The organism is Ruoffia sp. FAM 20857 (assembly GCF_045528645.1).
Lineage (GTDB): Bacteria > Bacillota > Bacilli > Lactobacillales > Aerococcaceae > Ruoffia > Ruoffia halotolerans.
Map to the genome: position 1 here is coordinate 19,240 of NZ_JBGQRB010000020.1, position 22,292 is coordinate 41,531.

21 protein-coding genes are annotated in these 22,292 nt (G+C 35.6%); 11 read left to right on the top strand and 10 right to left on the bottom strand.

Annotated features, from left to right (window positions below; genetic code table 11):
- Window positions 1-46: 46 nt before the first annotated feature.
- The gene (gene thrC, locus ACEN4N_RS06160; protein ID WP_407090535.1) at window positions 47-1,528 is read right to left on the bottom strand and encodes a threonine synthase; all 1,482 of its coding nucleotides are present in this window, start codon (window positions 1,526-1,528) and stop codon (window positions 47-49) included.
- 223 nt (window positions 1,529-1,751) lie between these two features.
- Here thrC and ACEN4N_RS06165 point away from each other — a divergent pair, with 223 nt between their 5' ends.
- From ACEN4N_RS06165 to ACEN4N_RS06175, 3 genes are all read left to right on the top strand, one after another.
- Window positions 1,752-2,147: a DUF3224 domain-containing protein gene (locus tag ACEN4N_RS06165; protein ID WP_197103552.1), complete on the top strand. Its 396-nt coding sequence runs from the start codon at window positions 1,752-1,754 to the stop codon at window positions 2,145-2,147.
- Between the two features lie 75 nt (window positions 2,148-2,222).
- Window positions 2,223-3,701: a phosphate:AMP phosphotransferase gene (locus ACEN4N_RS06170; protein ID WP_407090559.1), complete on the top strand. Its 1,479-nt coding sequence runs from the start codon at window positions 2,223-2,225 to the stop codon at window positions 3,699-3,701.
- 228 nt (window positions 3,702-3,929) lie between these two features.
- Window positions 3,930-5,099 carry an ABC transporter substrate-binding protein gene (locus ACEN4N_RS06175; protein WP_407090558.1) on the top strand — a complete coding sequence of 390 codons (1,170 nt, stop codon included), beginning with the start codon at window positions 3,930-3,932 and terminating at the stop codon, window positions 5,097-5,099.
- Between the two features lie 114 nt (window positions 5,100-5,213).
- Here the strand turns inward: ACEN4N_RS06175 and ACEN4N_RS06180 are convergent, their stop codons facing one another.
- Window positions 5,214-6,185 carry a lactate/malate family dehydrogenase gene (locus ACEN4N_RS06180; RefSeq protein ID WP_407090557.1) on the bottom strand — a complete coding sequence of 324 codons (972 nt, stop codon included), beginning with the start codon at window positions 6,183-6,185 and terminating at the stop codon, window positions 5,214-5,216.
- Between the two features lie 481 nt (window positions 6,186-6,666).
- On the opposite strand from ACEN4N_RS06180, the gene ACEN4N_RS06185 reads away from it, so the two are divergent.
- The 6 genes from ACEN4N_RS06185 to ACEN4N_RS06210 all read left to right on the top strand — a co-directional run bounded on the left by ACEN4N_RS06185 (window position 6,667) and on the right by ACEN4N_RS06210 (window position 12,093).
- Window positions 6,667-7,830 carry an ABC transporter substrate-binding protein gene (locus ACEN4N_RS06185; protein ID WP_407090556.1) on the top strand — a complete coding sequence of 388 codons (1,164 nt, stop codon included), beginning with the start codon at window positions 6,667-6,669 and terminating at the stop codon, window positions 7,828-7,830.
- Window positions 7,831-8,107: 277 nt separating this feature from the next.
- Window positions 8,108-8,986, top strand: coding sequence for a branched-chain amino acid ABC transporter permease (locus ACEN4N_RS06190; protein ID WP_407090555.1), 879 nt, complete (start codon window positions 8,108-8,110; stop codon window positions 8,984-8,986).
- A gap of 8 nt (window positions 8,987-8,994) precedes the next feature.
- Window positions 8,995-9,966 carry a branched-chain amino acid ABC transporter permease gene (locus tag ACEN4N_RS06195; RefSeq protein WP_407090554.1) on the top strand — a complete coding sequence of 324 codons (972 nt, stop codon included), beginning with the start codon at window positions 8,995-8,997 and terminating at the stop codon, window positions 9,964-9,966.
- A complete protein-coding gene (locus ACEN4N_RS06200) occupies window positions 9,963-10,739 on the top strand; it encodes an ABC transporter ATP-binding protein (RefSeq protein WP_407093895.1) in 777 nt (258 codons plus the stop codon). Before ACEN4N_RS06195 ends, ACEN4N_RS06200 begins: the two co-directional genes overlap by 4 nt.
- The gene (locus ACEN4N_RS06205) at window positions 10,739-11,443 is read left to right on the top strand and encodes an ABC transporter ATP-binding protein (protein WP_407090552.1); all 705 of its coding nucleotides are present in this window, start codon (window positions 10,739-10,741) and stop codon (window positions 11,441-11,443) included. Before ACEN4N_RS06200 ends, ACEN4N_RS06205 begins: the two co-directional genes overlap by 1 nt.
- Before the next feature lie 2 nt (window positions 11,444-11,445).
- On the top strand, window positions 11,446-12,093 hold the full coding sequence (locus tag ACEN4N_RS06210) for a CBS domain-containing protein (protein WP_197103538.1): 648 nt from the start codon (window positions 11,446-11,448) through the stop codon (window positions 12,091-12,093).
- Between the two features lie 54 nt (window positions 12,094-12,147).
- Here ACEN4N_RS06210 and ACEN4N_RS06215 read toward each other — a convergent pair whose 3' ends face one another.
- Both ACEN4N_RS06215 and ACEN4N_RS06220 read right to left on the bottom strand, forming a co-directional pair.
- Window positions 12,148-12,618: a glutathione peroxidase gene (locus ACEN4N_RS06215; RefSeq protein WP_338489894.1), complete on the bottom strand. Its 471-nt coding sequence runs from the start codon at window positions 12,616-12,618 to the stop codon at window positions 12,148-12,150.
- A 28-nt stretch (window positions 12,619-12,646) separates the two neighbouring features.
- Window positions 12,647-13,360, bottom strand: a complete 714-nt coding sequence (locus ACEN4N_RS06220) for a YebC/PmpR family DNA-binding transcriptional regulator (protein ID WP_407090551.1) — start codon at window positions 13,358-13,360, stop codon at window positions 12,647-12,649.
- A 394-nt stretch (window positions 13,361-13,754) separates the two neighbouring features.
- Here ACEN4N_RS06220 and ACEN4N_RS06225 point away from each other — a divergent pair, with 394 nt between their 5' ends.
- A complete protein-coding gene (locus ACEN4N_RS06225) occupies window positions 13,755-13,997 on the top strand; it encodes a YdcF family protein (RefSeq protein ID WP_407090550.1) in 243 nt (80 codons plus the stop codon).
- A gap of 68 nt (window positions 13,998-14,065) precedes the next feature.
- Here ACEN4N_RS06225 and guaC read toward each other — a convergent pair whose 3' ends face one another.
- The 5 genes from guaC to ACEN4N_RS06250 all read right to left on the bottom strand — a co-directional run bounded on the left by guaC (window position 14,066) and on the right by ACEN4N_RS06250 (window position 21,238).
- A complete protein-coding gene (gene guaC, locus ACEN4N_RS06230) occupies window positions 14,066-15,040 on the bottom strand; it encodes a GMP reductase (RefSeq protein WP_407090549.1) in 975 nt (324 codons plus the stop codon).
- Between the two features lie 30 nt (window positions 15,041-15,070).
- Window positions 15,071-16,699, bottom strand: coding sequence for an ABC-F family ATP-binding cassette domain-containing protein (locus ACEN4N_RS06235; protein WP_407090548.1), 1,629 nt, complete (start codon window positions 16,697-16,699; stop codon window positions 15,071-15,073).
- 244 nt (window positions 16,700-16,943) lie between these two features.
- Complete coding sequence (locus ACEN4N_RS06240; protein WP_407090560.1) at window positions 16,944-19,136, bottom strand: RNA degradosome polyphosphate kinase; 2,193 nt, start codon at window positions 19,134-19,136, stop codon at window positions 16,944-16,946.
- Window positions 19,137-19,191: 55 nt separating this feature from the next.
- Entirely contained in the window at window positions 19,192-20,745 is a 1,554-nt protein-coding gene (locus ACEN4N_RS06245; RefSeq protein WP_407093896.1) for a Ppx/GppA family phosphatase, read from the bottom strand.
- A gap of 16 nt (window positions 20,746-20,761) precedes the next feature.
- On the bottom strand, window positions 20,762-21,238 hold the full coding sequence (locus ACEN4N_RS06250) for a nucleoside 2-deoxyribosyltransferase (RefSeq protein WP_407090546.1): 477 nt from the start codon (window positions 21,236-21,238) through the stop codon (window positions 20,762-20,764).
- Between the two features lie 174 nt (window positions 21,239-21,412).
- Here ACEN4N_RS06250 and ACEN4N_RS06255 point away from each other — a divergent pair, with 174 nt between their 5' ends.
- Window positions 21,413-21,934 carry a DUF308 domain-containing protein gene (locus ACEN4N_RS06255; protein ID WP_407090545.1) on the top strand — a complete coding sequence of 174 codons (522 nt, stop codon included), beginning with the start codon at window positions 21,413-21,415 and terminating at the stop codon, window positions 21,932-21,934.
- Window positions 21,935-21,972: 38 nt separating this feature from the next.
- On the opposite strand, the gene ACEN4N_RS06260 is transcribed toward ACEN4N_RS06255, so the two are convergent.
- The coding region (locus ACEN4N_RS06260) for an IS30 family transposase (protein ID WP_407090544.1) at window positions 21,973-22,292 on the bottom strand (320 nt) is incomplete at its 5' end.

Consider the following 22,292-nt stretch of genomic DNA (forward strand, 5'->3'; position numbering starts at 1 on the left):
GCAGAAGAACATGAAGTACTTCTGCCTTTTGTGTATCTACGATTACTTATTTTGCAATATTTCGAACAAATTCGCGCATGTCAGAAACCTCTATAGTAGTATCGTGTAATCTTTCTGCCTCTAGTAAACCTTCAATTGCTGGTGGATACGGGATATTTGATAATTCATTTAATTTATCTAAAAGTTCTCGATCTGTTAACGTTTCAGCTTCAACACCAAGCGCAACTAAAACAGCCTCAGGAAATTTGTAAGGGCTGGCAGTTGAAACAATAACAGCAGGGTTCGTTGAAAGTCCTTCTTGGTTGAGATTGCGCCATGCTCTAGAAGCCACTGCTGTGTGGGTATCCATAATATAGCCGGTTTTTCTGTAAACAATATTAATTTCCTCTTTAGTTTGAGCTTCGGTCACATAGTCAGATAGGAAACTTGAAAAATGCGCCTGCTCCTCGTCTGTTAAAGTATAGTGACCCTTAGTGTCTAATTGTTCCATTAAGTCGCTTAAACGCTCGCTATCTTCATTTACAGCATGATAGACGAGACGTTCTAAATTACTAGAAACTAGAATGTCCATTGAAGGAGAAATCGTTAATATAAAGTCACGTTGACGGTTATATTCACCGTCTTGGAAGAAATCATAAAGCACTTTATTATCATTTGAAGCACACAGTAGTTTACCAATTGGTAGACCTGAACGTTTAGCGTAGTAACCAGCGAGTATATTACCAAAATTCCCTGTGGGTACACTAAAATCAATTTCACTGCCTGCATCAATCTTCCCTTGCTTCACAAGTTGAGCGTATGCATAAAAATAATACACAATTTGTGGGACTAAACGGCCGATATTCATAGAATTTGCTGAAGAAAATTGGCTGTCAGACGATTGAAGTTCATCACGCAGAACTGAATCATTAAATAAGTTTTTCACTTCAGTTTGGGCATCATCAAAGTTTCCAACGATAGAAACTACGTGTGTATTATCTCCTGTTTGCGTAAGCATCTGTTGCTCCTGAATGGAACTCACACCACCCTTAGGATAGAAGACGATGATTTTAGTTCCGGGAACATCTGAGAATCCAGCCATTGCTGCTTTACCAGTATCACCAGAGGTCGCCGTTAAGATTAGGATATCATTGTAATTATTATTAATCTCAGCAGAAGTTTTCATTAAGTGGGGTAATATCGATAAGGCCATATCTTTAAAAGCAATCGTTGATCCATGGAATAATTCCAGGTGATAATGCTTCTCATCAATGTCTACTACCGGTGCAATCACTTCTGTGTCAAATTTATTATCATAGGCTAATTCAATACAACGTTTTAGCTGCTTGTCCGAAAAGTCGGATAGAAATGGTTTTAAAATAAAGTGAGCCATTTCTTGATAAGTATATTGACTGAGTATTTCCCAATTTAAGTCAAAACTTGGGAAGGATTCTGGAACGTATAAACCACCATCGGTAGCAAGTCCTTGGAGTATAGCTTGAGAGGGTGTTACGATGTTCTTCGAGTTACGGGTACTTTTATAATTCATATTCTCACCTTTTTCTCATTTTATATCATTCAAATTATACTGAAAAAGTTTACTTTCAGCAATGTTTAAGTAAAAATTCAATAGAATTATATAAAGGTACATAATTAAGTTTGGAAATACAACCGATTACAAAGTCAGTGAAATAGTTTTTTCAACGAGTGTGTATATTAGAACTTAATGTGGAATAATGCTAAAATGTACGAAATAAGAAAGGATGATTGCCATGTTAGTGTCAACAACTGGAAAAGTAAAAAGAGACTTTAAACAAAATATTTTGACAGATAATAAAGATAAAGTCATCACTGTTTGGAATGTAAGTTATGAGATTAGAAGCAAGGAAATTACGGGAACGATTGAAGCTAATTACCTAACACATCAATCAGAAGCCGACGTTACTCCAGAATTAATTCGTGGTTTTGCTGAATTTCAAGGCACCATCGATGGTAAGCAGGGAAGCTTCACAGCTCAGGAAGATGGTCGGGTACAAAATAATATATTGAAAATCAACGGTAGAATTATTGATGCGAGTGAAGAACTAAGTATGTTAGTCGGTCGTTACGACTATGATGGTATTCTTTCGGAAAGTGTTTATGAAATTAATTTTGATATTGAGTTTTAAGTAGGAAAGTTGGCACTTTTGTAACAATCAACTTAATTTTTTGGACTAAGTATCATGAAAGGAAGAGGAAAGTGTATGTTAAAAAAATATGATTTCGATGATATTGATGATCGCTATGACAATTTTAAACGGTCGAATCTAGGGGAAGAAATTGATAAGTTACAAAGAATCGTCCAAAGATTAAAGATACCTGTGCTCATCCTAGTGGATGGTTGGGAGAGCTCAGGGAAGGGCGACATTATTAATGATTTAACAAGAGAATTAGACCCGCGTTATGTCAAAGTTGAACTATTTGACAGTCGGTCTGATGTTGATTATCTACATCCAAGCGTGTGGCGTTTTTGGCAAAAACTACCAAGTCACGAAGAAGTCGTCGTATTTGATCAAAGTTTTTACTCACAGGTTATGAACAAAGATGAACGATCGAGTGATAAATTAAAGCAAAGAACTGAAGAATTATTAAACTTAGAACATATGCTTCTGGATGATGGCACTATTGTTATTAAATTCTTTTTACATATTAAAGAAAAAACCCAAAGTAAAAATATAGAAGCTTTAGAAGATTCTAAATTCCGTCAATTTTTACTATCAGATAATGATTATAAACAAAACAAAAACTATGAAGAATATTTAGAATGGTTTGATAAAGTCTTAAAGAAAACAGATGTGCCTGAAAGTCCATGGAATATAATTAATGCAGAAGACAGAAAGTTAGCAGCTAAGACTGTTTTAGGTATTACGCTCGAAGAAATCACATCAGGGATTGAACGAGTGACTTTAGCAAGAGAGCGAGCAGATAAATCGGATCGTAAATATTATATAGAAGATACCCAGTTAGATGAGTTTGATTTATCTAAGACAATCTCAGATAAAGAGTACGACAAAGAATTAGAAATTTTACAAAAGGAAGCTGCTGATTTAGTTTATGATTGTTATACGAAAGATATTGCTATTATTACTGCTTTTGAAGGGGTAGATGCGGCTGGTAAGGGTGGAGCAATCCAAAGATTGACGCGCCATATTGATCCTCGAAGTTATACGATTCATGGAATTAAAGCACCGACAGATTTAGAAAACAGCTATCATTATTTATGGCGTTTTTGGACCAAATTCCCCAAAGATGGAGACATGGCCATCTTTGACCGAAGCTGGTATGGTCGTGTTCTCGTTGAACGAATCGAAGGGTTTGCTTCAGAGTCAGAATGGGAACGCGCTTATGATGAGATTAATCATACGGAAAAAGTATTAACAGATCACGGAAGTATTGTGATGAAATTCTTTATGTATATTGATGAAGATGAGCAAAAAGAGCGTTTTGAAGATCGCCAAGAAGAACCAGATAAGAATTATAAAATTACCGAAGATGATTGGCGCAATCGAAGCCAGTGGGATGAATATATTGCTGCTTATGAAGAGATGCTAGATCGTACCCATACGGCTAACGCTCCGTGGTATATTGTTGCGACTAATCAAAAGAAATTTGCCAGAATTGAAGTATTAAAGCACTTTATTAATCATATTAAAGAGCATTTAAGTGAGTTACCAGAGTCATAAGCATCAAAATTATAACTTAATATTAATTTAAAATGAGAAAAGTGTTGTCTTTTCTCATTTTATTGTATAGAATATAATTTAGAATACAAATTTTATAAGAAGAGGAGGATAATAATGGGAGATACAGAAAGCAACTTACAATTAGATAACGACAGTCGATTAATGGTGGCAGGCCTATTATTACTCGGCCTGCCGGAAAAATTTAACTTATAAAATTTGGAGGAAATTATGAATATTAAAATTAAACAAATAGGGAAACACATTATTACAGGAGTCACTATAGCATCTGCACTTCTATCACCAGTCTTAACTTCAGCACAAGATACCGTAAAAATTGGTGCTAACTATGAATTATCCGGGGACGCTGCGTCTTATGGGACTCAAATGTTAGAAGGTTTAGAGTTAGCTGTTGAAGAAGTGAATGCCAATGGTGGAGTACTTGATGGTCAAGAAATTGAGATTGTGAGTTATGATAATCAAAGTAACGTGACTGAGTCTGCATCTGTTGCTCAAAGGTTAGTAGCTGAAGGAGTTGTTGGAGTGGTCGGACCGGCAACAACAGGAAACACAGAGGCGCAACTGCCAATTTTCACAGAGGCGAACATTCCAATGGTATCTCCATCAGCAACCGATGATGACATTACTTTTGATTCAGCGGGAGATGTATTAGAATATTTCTTTAGAGTATGCTTCAATAACTCATATCAAGGTAGTGCCGGTGCAACTTTTGCTGCTGAAGATTTAAGTGCAACAAATGCAATCGTATTTGTCGATCAATCTTCGGATTATTCTCGCGGATTAGCTGATAACTTTAATTCTGAATTTGAAAGTAGTGGTGGAACAATTGTTAATGAAGATTCATTTACAGCTGGAGACACAGACTTTTCTGCCATTCTAACAACAGCGTTGACACAAGACTTTGATGTTATTTATATTCCAGCATATTATACTGAAGCAGGATTAATTATTAAACAAGCCCGCGAGATGGGGATTGAGCAACCAATTATTGGACCTGACGGATTCTCAAGTGAAGTTTTATTAGACCTTGCTGGAACAGAGAACGCAAACGATATCTACTATACTGACCACTTCTCAAACGAAAGTGAAGAAGAGTCGGTTCAAGATTTCCTTACTGCCTTTGAAGAGAAGTACGGCAAAGAGGGGGGAACATGGAATGCGCTAGGTTATGATGCAGCAATGCTAATTATTGATGCAATCGAGCGTAGCGGTTCAACAGATCCCCAAGCGATTACAGATGCAATTGCTGATACAACAGAATTTGCAGGAGTGACAGGAACATTCGCGATTGATGAAAACCATAACCCAGTTAAACCAGCGGTTATGATTGAACTACAAGAAGGCGAAATTGTATCGGCTGAGAACGTATCAGCAGAATAATAAGTATTATATACACGCAGAAGGCATTGTCCTTCTGCTTTTTTAGTGTAAAAATATAATATTCAATACAAAAAAGCTGAGATGTAATTACCTCTCAGCCGGAATAGTTAATGATTATAGTAATGATTCTGCTAAATCAATCGAAGCACGAATACTTTCAGCTGAGACATTTAATTTCTCAGTTTCCCATTCATTTAATGGCACTTCAAATCGTTTAGTCCAACCTTGACGTGTAATCACCGTAGGTGTACTAAATGCCACAGGTCGTTCTGTATTGTATTCTCCCTCGAGTAACGGTGTACTAATCGGATAAATTGAATGTTCATCCAAGAGAATTGCCCGAGCTAGTTCAATCGATGATTGCGCCACTGCCGCGTTTGTTACTCCAAATTTGTTATCGAATACTTCATAAGCTGCTTGAACAACTTTTTCTTGAACTTCATCAGCAGTTAACGGTTCAATATCAGGGAAATGCTTTGATAATTGGTCATAAGGAATACCAGCAACACTTAAACGGCTTAAGATTGGTACAGCACTATAACCATGCTCACCCATCATGTATCCATTGACTGATTTAGGATCAACGTTGTAATGCTTACCGATGATATAACGTAATCTTGCAGAATCTAACATGCATCCAGTACTCATCATACGTTCTTTTGGATATGAGAATTCATTCGCAGCCATATAAATGACAGTATCAGCTGGATTCGTAATAAAGATAATAATTGCTTCCTGAGTGACTTCACTAATGTTTTTCATAATTGAACGAATAATTGAAGCATTGTTCGTTATTAATTGTTGACGGTCCGCTGGCACTTCACCTTTGGGATAGACGTGTGTTGCTGATACGATGATAACATCCGCATCACTTAAATCATTATAAGCATTTGATGAGTAGATGTTGACGTTTGGACGAGAAAGTAATCCAGTTGCATGATCTTGGTCTAAAGCTTCACCGAAAGCTAGTTCTTCTCTAGAATCTATAACGACAATTTCTCCAAATAAGTTAGAAGAACTTGCGTATGCTAAGACATGCTCTCCTACGTGCCCAACTCCGATAATCCCTAATTTTTGTGACTTCATTTTCAAGCTCCTTTAAATTAAAATTTTAATAATATTCTTATTTAAACATATAAAAACTGTTTTTTAAAGAAATAATTAATATAAAGTATACTATATGAGTATAACTCAGCAAATTTCACTATTATATGAAAAGTGAATGAGATTATAGTTAAAAAAATGTTGACTTAATCTAATTAATCGTTTATTATAAATCTAACAACAAAAGATAAGAGGGAATCACATGAAGAAAAGTGTATTAAACGTTCAAAATATTATTATTAGCATTATCATTAGATAGTGTTTGTAGCTAGATGATTAGGTGCAAACACGGCTTCGGTTGTTTGTGTCTATGAGGTGCTAGTTATTTTGATGCCCACATAGATTGATATCTAGAGTGAGTATATTTGATGCACTTTTTTAAAGTGACCCAAGAAACCTGACCTAGATAATCTGTCTAGGTCAGGTTTTTTGTTGAAAAATTATTCTTGAGGAGGAGTACAAAATGAAATTAAGAAAATTAGCGTTGTCTTTATTAACAGGATTAGCAGTCGGGTCGAGTTTGTTAGGAGCAGGTCAAGTATTAGCGCAAGATACTGTAAAAATCGGTGGAAACTTTGAATTAACTGGAGATGCAGCGGCTTACGGAACACCCATGTCAGAGGCGGCAAAATTAGCAGTTAAAGAAGTAAATGAAAATGGTGGAGTATTAGGTGGTGAGGTTGAATACGTAGAGTATGATAATACATCAGATTTAACTGAAGCTGCTTCAGTTGCTCAGCGATTAGCATCTGAAGACGTTGTCGGAATTGTAGGACCAGCAACAACAGGTGACTCTAACGCACAAATTCCAGTCATTCAAGAAGCAGCAGTTCCAGCAATTTTACCAGCAGCAACGGGGAATGGTATGACATTAGACGATAATGGAGATGTGTTTGAGTATTTATTCCGTGTAGCATTTGAAGATGCATTCCAAGGCCGTGCGGCAGCAACATATGTTACTGAAACATTAGGTGCACAAACAGCAGCATTATTCGTTGACCAATCTACGGACTATGCGACAGGGCTAGAGCAGGCATTTACTGAAGAGTTTGAAGCTTTAGGAGGACAAGTTGTTACAACTGAATCATTCCAATCAGGCGATAATGATTTTACAGCATCGTTAACATCATTACTATCTCAAGAGTTTGATGTACTTTATGTACCTGGTTACTATACAGAAGTTGGTTTATTAATTAAACAAGCACGTGAATTAGGAATTACACAACCGATTGTCGGAGGGGACGGTTTAGGTAACCAAACTTTAGTTGACTTAGCAGGTGCAAGTAACGTTAATGATGTTTATTACACAGCTCACTATTCTCCCTTAAGTGACGACGAAGATTTACAAGATTTTTTAACAAAGTTCGAAGAAGAATATGGTAAACAAGCGGATCAATTCGCAGTGTTAAGTTATGATGCGACAATGTTATTATTAGATGCTGTTGAGCGTGCTGGATCAGCTGATCGTCAAGCAGTTACAGATGCTTTAGCAGCGACGGAAACATTTGATGGGTTAACGGGTACGTTCTCAATTGACGAAGATCATAACCCAGTTAAAGAAGTTTTAATGTTGCAATTAACAAATGGTGAAGTTGAAAACGTAGAAGCTGTTAATGTTGGTGAATAGTAACGTGTTTTAAGACATAGACTGTAAGCTATTAACATGCTTGTTATTAGCCTACAGTCTTTTTATTAGAATTAAATTAGAAACATTCAATAAAATATATAATTTGTAGAAGTGTAGCGTAAAAAGGATAAAGACAGAAAAATGAAACGGTTACATTTGTTTTTGATTGGAATTATTAGAGAAAAGCTAATTTATTTAAGAAAACCGGTTGTAAAATTAGAAAGTCTATATTATACTCTTATAAATTATTAAATTTTAACAAGAAAGGAATTTTATTATGCAACTATTTTTGCAGCAACTAGTAAATGGTGTTGCTTTAGGTAGTATATACGCATTGATGGCCTTAGGTTATACAATGGTATATGGTACGATTAAATTAATTAACTTTGCACATGCCGATATATTTATGATGGGTGCCTTTGTAGGGTATTACTTAGTCACAGTTTTAGAGATGAACTTATTCTTAGCAATGTTAATTGCTATGATATTTTGTGCAATTTTAGGAGTCGTAATTGAACGTGTTGCATATAAGCCTTTACGTAATTCAACTCGTGTAGCTTCTCTGATTACAGCAATTGGGGTATCGTATTTTCTACAGAATATTATGATTTATTTCTTAGGTCCGGAAGTTAGAGCTTTTCCATCGCCACTTGAGACTTCAATCTATCGTATAGGTAATATTGTAATTAACTCAAAACAAATTTTAGTATTTGCTATTACAGTGATTTTAATGATCTTACTGTATACGATTGTTCAACGATCAAAAATGGGGAAAGCAATGCGAGCTGTTGCCGTCGATTCAGAAGCGTCACAGTTAATGGGGATTGACGTGAACCGCGTTATTTCCTTTACATTCGCCTTAGGTTCAGGACTTGCAGGTATTGCAGGTGTCCTAGTTGGTGTTTATTATAATTCAATTTCTCCTGGTATGGGTACAGCTTTAGGTCTAAAAGCCTTCGTAGCTGCCGTAGTTGGTGGGGTTGGGTCAATTCCTGGAGCAATGGTTGGTGGATATGTCATTGGTATCCTAGAAACAATCGTTACTTTCATGGGTGGGTCAATGTATAAAGACGCCGTAGTTTATGGTTTATTAATTGTAATCTTACTTGTACTTCCTTCAGGGTTGTTCGGTAAGAATGTTAAAGAGAAAGTTTAGGTGATAACATGCAGAGAATACATTTACGAAGTATATCATGGTTAGCGCTAGCGCTCTTTGGTTTTGCGGCAATCTACTTTCTAACTTCAACAGGCGTTATTAATCCATTCTACCGAATTACATTAATGACAATTATGTTGAACGTTATTTATGCAGCAGGTTTAAACCTTATCTTAGGAGTGGCCGGTCAATTCTCATTAGGACATGCCGGTTTTATTGCTATTGGAGCTTATTCAGCTGCCATCTTTACAAAAGAAATGGACAATAGTACATTAGGTTTATTTGTTGGGATTGCAGTCGGAATGGTCATTGCAATGATCATGGCATTATTAGTTGGTGTCCCTACTTTAAGACTGAAGGGTGATTACTTAGCTATCGCAACACTTGGTGTTAGTGAGATTATCCGTGTTCTAATTAATAATTTACGTGATATTACAAATGGTCCAGCAGGTATCAGTGGTATTCCATTAGTAACAACTTGGGAGTTAGTTTATATCTTCTTAATTATCATTGTAACGATTATTGTATGTTATACATATAGTAGTAGTGGACGTGCCACTTTAGCAATCAATCAAAACGAAATTGCTGCTGAGGCCATGGGAGTGAGTGTTACTAAATATAAAGTTATGGCTTTTGTTATTGGAGCAATGACGGCAGCTGTTGGTGGGTCACTTCAAGCGACATTCATTGGTATCGTAACGCCAAGTGATTATACATTTAACCGTTCAATTGATGTATTAATCATTGTCGTATTTGGTGGTATTGGTAGTTACACTGGTACTTTCATTGCTGCGATATTATTAGGATTACTTAACTTATTCCTTCAAGACTATGGTCAATTGCGTATGGTTATTTATGCCGTTGCCTTAGTGCTAATTATGATTTTCCGCCCAGGAGGGTTATTAGGAACTTGGGAATTCAAATTTGGTAGTATCGTGGACAGATTATTTGGAAGTAAAGATAAGGAGGCAGTTTCATGAGTCTATTAGAAGTCGATAAATTAACAAAAAACTTCGGTGGATTAGCAGCCGTATCAAATGTTTCCTTAGAGTTGAACGAGGGTGAATTAGTTGGATTAATTGGCCCTAACGGAGCAGGGAAGACAACATTCTTCAACCTTTTAACTGGCGTATATAAACCAACAGAAGGAACAATTAAATTAAAAGTTGATGACGAAATGAAAGAACTAAATGGTAAGCGACCAGATAAAATTAACGGAATGGGCCTAGCAAGAACATTCCAAAACATTCGCTTATTCACAGATATGACTGTACTTGAAAATGTTCAAGTAGCGATGCACCGAGAAGATGGGAATTCTATGTTCTCAAGTATTTTTAGAACATCTGCTTATTATGAAACAGAAAAAAATATGCGTGAGGAAGCTTTTGAGTTACTTTCAATCTTTGATTTGGCTAAACATGCTAATGATAAAGCGAGAAACTTAGCTTATGGGCAACAAAGACGTTTAGAAATTGTCCGTGCGTTAGCAACTAAACCCAAAATCTTATTCTTAGATGAGCCAGCAGCCGGAATGAATCCGAATGAAACCGCAGATTTAACATCATTAATTGCGCAAATCCGTGAGCAATTTAACTTGACGATTGTGTTAATAGAACACGATATGTCTCTAGTTATGGATATTTGCCAAAGAATTTATGTACTGGAATATGGACGATTGATTGCTGAAGGTACACCGAAAGAAATTCAATCAAACGAAGATGTTGTTCGTGCATACTTAGGAGGGGATAGTTAATGTTAAAAGTAAATAATCTCCAAGTAAACTATGGAATGATTAACGCGGTTCGTAACGTGAGTTTTGAAGTTAATGAAGGTGAAATCGTTACTTTAATTGGAGCCAATGGAGCAGGTAAATCGACGATTCTTAGAACAATTTCTGGTTTAGTTAAAGCTGCTGGTGGATCGGTTGAATATGAAGGTAAAAACTTAGAAAGATATTCACCAAAAAAGATTGTTGAAGCAGGAATCTCTCAAGTGCCTGAAGGCCGCCACGTATTTAAAGGCTTAAGTGTTAAAGAGAATTTAGAATTAGGCGCGTTTTTACGTAAAGATAAGGATCAAATTGAAGAAGACTTACAAAACGTTTATAAACGATTCCCAGTATTAAGTGAACGACTGAAACAAGATGCTTCAACTTTATCTGGTGGAGAGCAACAAATGTTAGCTATGGGTCGTGCACTGATGTCTAAACCTAGATTATTATTATTAGATGAACCATCAATGGGACTCGCACCAATCTTTATTAAAGAAATCTTTAGTATTATTGAATCCATCCAAAAACAGGGAACAACCGTGCTTTTAATTGAACAAAATGCTAAAATGGCATTGCAGATAGCTACACGAGGCTACGTGTTAGAGACTGGTAAAGTTGTTTTGTCTGGATCTGGTGAAGAGTTATTAGCAAGTGATGAAGTTCATAAAGCATATTTAGGAGGATAAAAATGTACGTAAAAGATTATATGACAGCAGAATTAATTACGATTACTCCTCAGACTTCTGTGACTGAGGCTCAAGATTTATTACGTAAACATGATATTAATCGTCTACCAGTTTTAAAAAATGACAAGCTTGTTGGTTTAGTAACTAAAGATTTAATTAATCGTAACTTACCATCGAACGCGACAAGTTTAAGTCGTAATGAAATTAACTATTTATTAGAGAAAACAACTGCAGAAGATATTATGGCTACAAAATTACACTCAGCAAATCCAGATACACTATTGGATCATGCAGCGACAATTATGTCTGAAAATAATTTAGGTGTCTTAGTTGTCTTAGAGAACGAAAGATTAGTCGGAGTCATTACAGACAAAGATATCTTTAATGCATTCGTGGATATATCAGGAACGCGCGAACCTGGGACGACTATAGTTGTTGAGTTAGACAAAGACCGTGAAGGTGTGATTGAAGAAATTGGTGATGCCTTAGTTGAGTCAGATAATAACCTAACTCATATGATTGTTTACTATCATCTTGAGAATTCAATTCGAATTGTCATCAGTGTGAATACAGATAGAGTGGATAATTTAGTTCAAGCTATTGAAAAGCGTGGTTATGAAGTTAAATCAGTAACAAAAAAACCAAATTAAGATATAGAGAAAGGCCGTTCCAAACGAAGTTGTTTGAGACGGCCTTTTAAATATTTATAACAGTTCTTGAATATCTTTTTTGAAACTTATAGGTTTAGTTGTTGGTGGATATCTTTTTACTACCTTACCTTGACGGTCAATTAAAAATTTTGTGAAATTCCATTTAATATCATTGTTAAGTAAGCCGCCTTTTTCCTGTTTTAACCATTGGAACACAGGCTCAGCGTTCTTCCCATTGACATTCACTAATTCATTCAATGGAAACGTCACACCAAAATTAATCTCACAACTTTCTGCCATAGAATCATTGGTTTGATCTTCTTGTTTAAATTGATTGCTCGGAAAGCCAATGACGGTAAAATCTTGTTCTTTGAATTCTTGGTAAAGTGCTTCTAGCTCTTCGAATTGAGAATTGAGACCACATTGTGTGGCAGTATTCACAATCAATAAAACGTGATTATTGTAATCATTCAATCGATAGGGATCACCATTGCTTCGAATAAGTGAAAAGTCAGGTAGTGGCATAATATCTCCTTCTCTAATTAAAGTTATCTTATAGATCTACGTTATGATAAACCTTCTGAACATCCTCGTCATCTTCAAGTGCATCAATGAGTTTTTCAAACTGAACTAAATCATCTTCCCCAAGTGATACTTCTGATTTAGGAAGCATTTCTAATTCAGCAACTTCGAACTTATCAATTCCAAATGCTTCAAGTGCGTCTTTAATATGGCTGAAATCTGTTGGTTCACCATAAACAACGACTTGGTCATCTTCTTGTTGAACGTCACGGACGTCAACATCAGCTTCGAGTAAAGCCATCATTATTTCTTCAGCATCTTGATTAGCAATTACAAATACAGCTGTGTTATCAAATAAATAACTAACTGAACCACTGACACCCATGTTACCGCCGTTTTTACCATATAAAGAGCGGACATTTCCAGCAGTACGATTTACATTATTCGTTAAGGCATCTACGATAACCATTGAACCACTTGGACCGAAGCCTTCGTAACGTAATTCTTGGAATTGCTCATCATCTGACCCTTTTGCTTTATCTACAGCGCGATCGATAATATGTTTAGGTACATCATAAGTCTTTGCACGTTCAATCGCAAATTTTAGTTTTTGGTTTAAATCGGGATCAGGTTCACCTGATTTTGCTGCTGCATAGATTTCAATACCAAATTTCGCATAGACACAGGAAGTGTCTTGGTCTTGTTTCGCTTTCTTTTCTCTGATATTCATCCATTTACGTCCCATTAACTTCACTTCTCTTTCTTAGTTTATCTTATATTATTATAACCATAGTTTCTTAAATTGTTAAATAATAAATTGATGAGTATAATTAAGATAAAAGTATACACCTAGAATGCGATGATGACAAGTTTGAGAGTCAGTGGGTCAAGAACGAATTTTTAATATAAAATGCATATTTATATTAAAATAATGAGGTATATAAAGTAGCAGTAAAAATTAAAAGTAGGTGGATTGTTTTCTCTCTCTTAATTATCAATCTTTAATTGATAACTATAATGCTGAATTTAATGCACTTTACCAAAATGAATCTTGATTATCAAGTGGTTCTAGGGGCGGGGGTAGCCGGGGCACGTCATTATTAGCCAGTCGAGTAAATAAAGCGATTAAGTTATAAGGAGTGCCCAAAGAGGCGATTATCCTAGAGAATCAGGCGACGAATACAGAAGAGGACATCTTATGTTCATATGCTAAGATGACGTCGCAAAAGCTCAAATTTTCGGTTGTAACGAGTGCTTATCATGTCTTTAGGGCTTTATTAATTATTTATAGTTTAACGACACATGTATGTAAAAATAATCATCACTTTTGCAGTGATATACATATTGATAAATACGGTAATTTTGTTGCTGTTATAAGTTAATACAAAAAGGATGTTAAATGAGTCTTGAAACTCAACTAACATCCTTTTTTGTTTATAGGGCGAAGTAATTATCTGTCACCGTTATAAATAGTATTACGAACTAAAACATAATCAACGTGACGAATCGCTTCCAATTTGTTACCACCGGCATAAGAGATGGCTGATTGTAAGTCTTGTTGCATTTCTACTAATGTATCAATTAATTTTCCGCGTGCACGGATCATTTCGATTTTTCCTTCGACGTTTTTGTGTTCACCTTTTTGATGTTCAGATGCACTACCGAAGTATTCTTTGTACATTTTACCATCGATTTCGCGAGATTTTCCTGGGCTTTCTTCGTGTGCTGCAAATAATGATCCAATCATTACCATTGAAGCACCGAAACGTACAGCTTTAGCAATATCACCATTGTGACGGATACCACCATCAGCAATAATTGGTTTTGTTGCAGCTTTCGCACAAGCACGAACAGCAGCTAATTGCCATCCACCTGTACCAAAACCAGTTTTTAACTTAGTAATACATACACGACCAGGTCCAACGCCGACTTTAGTAGCGTCTGCACCAGCGTTTTCTAATTCACGAACAGCTTCAGGTGTACCCACATTACCAGCAATTAGGAAAGTCTCAGGTAAGTATTCTTTAACAAAACGAATCATATCGATAACATATTCTGAATGACCGTGAGCAACATCAATTGTGATATACTCAGGAACAATTTTTTCTTCAGCAAGTTGACGAACAAAGTCATATTCATAGTCTTTGATACCAACACTTATTGAAGCAAAGAGTTCTTTTTCGTGCATCATTTTAACGAATGGAATACGTCCTTCTTCGTCAAAACGGTGCATAATATAAAAGTAATCATTCTCAGCGAACCAAACTGCAAGTTCTCCATTCATGACTGTTTGCATATTTGCAGGTACTACCGGAATTTTAAATTCACGTGGACCAAACTTGATAGATGTATCACACTCAGAACGACTTTGTACGATACTTTTGTTAGGAATCATTTGAACATCTTCGAAATCAAAAACTTCCATTATATTAATTAAGTCTCCTTTTAATCTGTTTTAGGCGTTGTATAAAGTTTCCAGACGATTTTGTACATCTTGATCATTAACATATTCTTCATATGTTGAGTTGACACGATCAAATGAACCGTTTGAAGTGACTTCAATCACTCGGTTACATGTTGTATTTAATACTTCAAAGTCATGTGAAGCCATTAAAATGGCACCTTTAAATTTAATTAAACCTTCGTTTAATGCAGTGATTGACTCTAAGTCTAAGTGATTTGTCGGTTGATCTAAGACTAATACGTTTGCTTTAGAAAGCATCATCTTAGAAAGTAGACAACGGACTTTTTCACCACCAGATAATACATTCACTGGTTTCATAACATCTTCACCACTAAACAACATTCTACCTAAGAAACTGCGTAAGAAAGTATTGTCTTGTTCTTCTTTTGAAGCGTACTGTCTTAACCAATCAACAATAGTTAATTCTACACCATCAAATTCATCACCAGAGTTACGTGGTAAGTAAGTTTGAGAAGTTGTTACTCCCCATTCAACTGTTCCGGTATCTGGTTCCATGTTCCCCATAAGAATTTCAAATAGGGCAGTTGTTGCGTTGTCATTACGACTTGAAAAGGCAACTTTATCTTCACGGCTAAGTGTAAAAGTAATGTTGTCTAATACTTTTTCTCCATCAATGGTTTTTGAAACACCTTCAACGCGTAACAAGTCATTACCAATTTCGCGCTCCGGTGAGAAGCCAACAAATGGATAGCGACGTGAAGAAGGTTGGATATCATCTAAAGTGATTTTATCTAACATTTTTTTACGTGATGTCGCTTGTTTAGACTTAGATGCGTTCGCAGAGAAACGAGCGATAAAGTCTTGTAATTCTTTAATTTTCTCTTCTTTTTTAGCGTTTTGGTCAGCTTGCATTCTTGCAGCTAGTTGGCTTGATTGTAACCAGAAATCATAGTTACCTACGAATAGTTTAATCTTACCAAAGTCTACATCCGCCATGTGTGTACAAACTGTATTTAAGAAGTGACGGTCATGGGAAACAACAATCACTGTGTTAGGGAAGTCCATAATGAAATCACTCAACCAGTCAATGGCTTGTGCGTCTAAACCGTTAGTCGGCTCGTCCAGTAATAAGTTATCTGGTTTACCGAATAATGCTTGAGCAAGTAAAACTTTGATTTTATCCGCTTCATTTAATTCACGCATTAATTGATTATGCATGCTTGTATCGATACCTAAACCTTGAAGCATATCACTCGCTTCAGATTCAGCTTCCCATCCGCGCATTTCTGCGAATAGTCCTTCTAATTCACCTGCTCGAATACCATCTTCATCTGTGAAGTCTGGCTTCATATAGATAGCATCTTTTTCTTTCATTGTTTCGTATAATTCTTTATAACCCATCATGACAGTTTCAATCACCGTATGGTCTTCGAAGCCATAATGGTTTTGGCTTAATACAGCCAGACGTTCTTCTGGGTCCATACTAACGTTTCCGGTAGTTGGTGTAACGTCACCAGATAAAATTTTAAGAAATGTTGATTTTCCAGCCCCATTCGCACCGATAACTCCGTAGCAGTTTCCAGGCGTAAACGTAATATTTACTTCATCAAAAAGCTTACGATCTGGGAATTGTAAACTGACGTTAGATACATTTATCATTCTTTTTCCTCCCATTGGAATACTCATTCGTGCCCTTAATACTTTTTGGCACCACCAGATATATTAACACAAAAACTAAATAAATAAACCATAAATATACAAAAATTCAAAAAAAGCTTTGATTATTATCGGAATTTATTTTAAACACTTTAAAATAGCTTATACTCAGCCTAATCAAGCACTATTTTACACAGAAAAAAGTGCCAGCGAAATAACTCTCACCAACACTTTTCGTTTAAGAAAATTAGTTATTAAAGCGACGTAAAATACGGGTAAACCAATTATCTTTTTTCTTACTTTCAATTGTCATTGTCTGAATCGCTTCAGTAGCAGCATTCGCACGTTTCATTAATTCATTTTGAGAATTTAAATGAGTGGCAGTTCGATCTGGACGAACATAGTCTCCGTCATATTGCAAGACGCGCGCTTTCATTGTATCTGCTAATTGCAATTCAAGAATATCAAGTACTTCCGCTTCGATATCTTGATCTAAAATTGGAAACTCAATTTCAACACGTTTTGTCATATTACGTGTCATCATATCTGCAGAAGATAGGAATAGGTGTTTTTTGCCATTACGGTTAAAGTGATAAACACGACTATGCTCTAAGAATCGCCCAACGATACTGCGTACGTGGATATTCTCTGAGATACCTGGTATACCAGGACGCAAACAACAAATACCTCGGACAATTAAGTCGACTTTCACACCAGCTTGACTTGCTTCATACAATTTTTGAATCAAAGGTTTATCAGTTAATGAATTCATTTTCGTAATAATACGCCCATTGCCATATTGTTTTTGATAATCAATCTCTTCATTAATGTAATCAATTAAGGAATCACGAATCTCAAAGGGGGAGACGTGAAGATGCTTGTAAGTCGGTCTTTCTGTATAACCACTTAAGTAGTTAAAGAAACTAGATGCATCGCTAGCTAATTCATCGTGAGAAGAGATGACACCCATATCTGTATAAGTATTTGCTGTTTTGTCATTATAATTTCCAGTACCTAAATGAATATATCTTTTAATCTTATTGTCGTCTTTGCGAATAATTAGCGTGATTTTACTATGTGTCTTTAACTCGCTCACACCATATAGAACGTGACAACCAGCTTCTTCTAGTTCACGAGCCCAATAAACGTTATTTTGTTCATCAAATCGCGCTTTTAATTCAACCAAAACAGTCACTTCTTTACCATTCTCAGCGGCTTTTTTCAAAGCAGAAATAATGGGGGAATTTTTTGATACACGATAAAGCGTTTGTTTAATCGCAATCGTATTCTCATCTTCAGCTGCTTGTTCCACAAAGGATACAACCGGTTTGAAGGAGTCGAATGGGTGATTTAAGAAGATATCTTTTTTATCAGCCTCATCGAATAAGCTCTCACCTAAATGTTTTGGATTTAAATGCGGTGTAAATGGTTTATATAACTGATCAGGGTGTTCCTCACCAATTTGGTCAACAAGTGAGAACAGATAAGTAAGATCAAGCGGACCATCAACTAAGTAGATATCTTGGTCAGCTAATTCAAGAATATTTTGTAAAAATGTATGATGGTCTGAATTATAATTTTCTACACCACGTGTATCGATTTCTAAACGGACAGCCATTCCTTTTTTTCTACTTTTAACATAATCTTCAATCAGTGCTAATAAGTCTGCGGCACTGTCTTCAATGATGTCGAAGTCAGCATTTCGTGTAATACGGAATGGGTAAGTGTACTTAATTGTGTAACCAGTAAATAAAGCACTAATAAAATGAACAATAATATCTTCTGTTAATATAATTGTACGTTTTTTCCCCACTTCAAGTGTTGTATAGCGATTTAATAATGAAGGGATAGGAACGATGGCAGTTAATTCTTCCTTTTTCTGTTCAAGTTGAACAAGAATATTCAAACTCTTATTCGATAAGTGAGGGAAGGGTTTATATGCATCGACTCCCAATGGTGATAAAGTTGGAAGAATCAAGTCTGTAAAATATCTTTCTGCTTGAGCCAATTCTTCTTCATTTAACTCATTCATTCGCTTAATTGAATAATTTAAGGAATCCAAAGTTGGAATGATTTCGTTATATCGTTTGTACTGTACGGTGACATTTTCATGATTTTTCTCACTGATACCTTGTAATAAATCTCTAGGTGTCATTTGAGTTTTGTTTTCAGCGACTTTTACACCGGCTAAAAATTGATCATAAACTCCAGCCACGCGAACCATGACAAACTCATCTAAGTTTGAAGAGCCTATAGCTAAGAAGTTTAATTGCTCAAGTAAAGGATTCTCTTTATCAAAGGCTTCATCAATACAACGACGATTAAAATCTAACCAACTTAATTCTCGGTTAAAGTAGTAATTAGGATTATCTAAGTTAATCGTTGTCTTTGATGCATTCGCTTGATTTGAAGAATCATGATTCCAGACGTTATCCACCATTTTATTATCTTCCGTTTGTTTATTCACAAAATGCTCCTTTCTCACTACAGACTAATTATTTTTGAATGAATTCTATTTCTAAATCACCATCTAATGCTCTTTCAAAATGCTTGGCATGGCGCATACTCCGGTATTTTTCTGCAATCACTGGAGCTGAGTGATAAATATCAAGTTTGTAATTTTTATCTTTGGTACGATATAGTTTTAAATCCTCTATCGGACCAGTTTTTGAGTCGTTTAAAGCAGAGCTAAATTTTAAGACGCCACCTAAAACTTCTAAGTTACTAATTTCTTCATCTGTTAACCAATTCTCATAGTTTGTTAGATATTGCTTAAATAGTGATCGGTTACGGTAACTTGCTAGTAATGCAAGACACAGACGTTTTCGATGCGAGAAACCGAGTAAGTTCATATTAGATAATAGGTAGAACGTATGCTGAGAATCGGCTTCTGGACTAATAAAACCACCAAAACGGTAAATATAAGCTGCAAATTCAATTTCTTCTTGAGTTTCATAACTGTATGTCAATAAGCCAAGTTTACAAAGTTGTTGATATAAGCTAATAATAATATCAACGATAATTTGAGCCCCAACAGTGTTAATAGGAAAATCACGAACAACTTGACGAATCGATCGCACGCGAATGAGTTGGTTATCTAATGGATAATTGTATGTATGATTAATATATTTGAGAATAATCCCTTCACGTAAACCTTGTGATGACAGTAGGAATTCTTTTGCTTTTACTATTTTAAAAAGCTCTAGAAAAACGATATTAGCAGGAATAATCAAATCTTTACGGTCGGCACTAAGTCCTTCAATGTCAGTCATATCATCAATATCTGTTGATATAAATAAATCTAGTGTTTCTTTAATATCATCTTCATCCATAGAATAGCCATGGACTCCGGCCATTTGGTAATCAACTAAACGTTGATGAACATTCGCAATGTTACGGGCTGACCCACCAATTGCCACAATCGGTAGCTTCGCTTTTTTAATCCAATCAAACTGTTTAAATTGCTTGCGGACATATTCTTGAACTGCCTCAATGGCTTCGGAATCATTATGATCTTTGTCTTGGAAGAATTGTTTGCTTAAACTTACAGCACCAAAAGGAAAACTGTGGTATTGAACCATGTTTTTATCTTCATAATAAGTAATCTCACAACTTCCACCACCGATATCGATTGTAATCGCATCATTAACGACTGTCGAATGAGTGATAGCGTATTGACCGTAACTTGCCTCATCTTCTTCAGAAACAAGATTAATTTCTAAACCAGTGCCCTCTTTTACTTGTTCAAGAATATCTGCTTTATTAACAGATTGACGCACGGCTGCGGTTGCCATAGGAAGGATTTGAGCTACATTAAATGATTCAGCTACGGCTCTAAAACTGATTAAAGTTTCAATTAATTTATCAATACCGTCTTGAGACATCTGAGGGTTTTCACCATCTTTATCAGTAATTAAATACTGCGAAAGACGGGCAGGTGTTTTAATATTTTGGATTTCGATATAGTTGTATTGCTCATCCAACCCGAATATCACAAGTCGAATGGTGTTGGAACCAATATCGATAACTCCGATAACTTCTTTATACATAAAAGGATCCTTTCATTTATATGTAATTTGAAATACGTTCGATTAATTCTTGGGATGTATTGACGATTTCTCCGTTTAATTTTATTAATCCAACTGTATACAGATTAACATAAGGGAACTGAGATTCGGCAACATTTTGCAGTGCATCTAATTTTTCTTGGTTATCCGCACCTTGGTGACGTTGGTCAGAGTGAAGGCCAATGACAGGTATTCCTGCTTGGTAAGCAATGCCAATTTCTGAAGCAACACCTGGGTCAATGACTAACCCGTCTAGTATCGCAACAACTAAATCACTTTTTAACACAGCCTCTGTATCAGCTTTAGCAATCATCATTGAATCTGCATAACTTTGTTTATCATTAATATCACCTTGTTCTTGAGGTAAGAACACAGTGCTTTCTGTATATTTTTCTCTAATTTGTTTAACTAATTGAGCGTTATAATTTAATTCCATTTCACTAAATAATGGGCTTGCAAAATAAATTTGTGACATATAAATAATTCCCCTCTCGTTTATATATTTATTATAACTGAGGAGGTCAGAATGCTCAATTGAGAAGGTGAAGTTATTACTTTTTAAGTGCAGGTTTATCAAGCATATAAATTGATATTATAAAAATCTCACGTTAAAATAATTATATAATTTATAATGAAAGAGGTGGTTTCATTGTCAAAAACTGAGAATGGATTTAATTGGTGGTCACTTATTGTTGGAATTATTTATATTATTTTAGGGATACTTGCATTTAACAACCCACTTGGAAGTGCCAGTTTTGTCATATATTTATTTGCTTTTGCGGTAGCGTTTAAGGGGATTACGCAAATTATAATTCGTAATCGCTTAAAAGAATACACAGGGATGACGAATAATTGGCTGATTGTGATTGGTATCATCGATATTATTATTGGTGTATTCTTATTCTTTAACATCACTGCCGGTGTTATTGCTTTACCAATCGTATTTGCGATTTGGTTTATCATTGATTCAGTTATTGCCTTGGTATCAGCAAGAGCGATTAGAAAATATAGTAAAAGAAATTTCTGGTTAATTGTGTTTTTATCTATTATAAGTATCATCATTGGAATCATATTAATCTTTAATCCAATCGCATCAATTCTGACAGTTGCTTATTTAGTTGGGATTTACTTCACGCTAAACGGCTTATCATTTGTAATCCAAGCTTTTTAATATGTTGAATTGCAATAAGTATTGCGACAATTTTTTATTTACTCAATTAATAAGAGTTCGTGTAAAAATACTTCCAAGGGTGTTTGGTAATCTAAGCATTTCCTAGGACGATTATTCATTAACCACAAAGCTTGATTGAGTTCTTGGTAAATCACTCTAGCGAGGTCTGTTTTCTTAGGAAAAAAATCACGCAGTAAACCGTTAGAGTTCTCATTGGTTCCTCTTTGCCAAGCACTATAAGCATCGGCAAAATAAAAATCAATCCCTGCTGCTTCGACCTCAGGATAACAAGCAAATTCTTTTCCTCGATCTGAGGTAAAGGACTTTAAAGCTTCCTTAGGTAAGTTTTCTCTCAAAT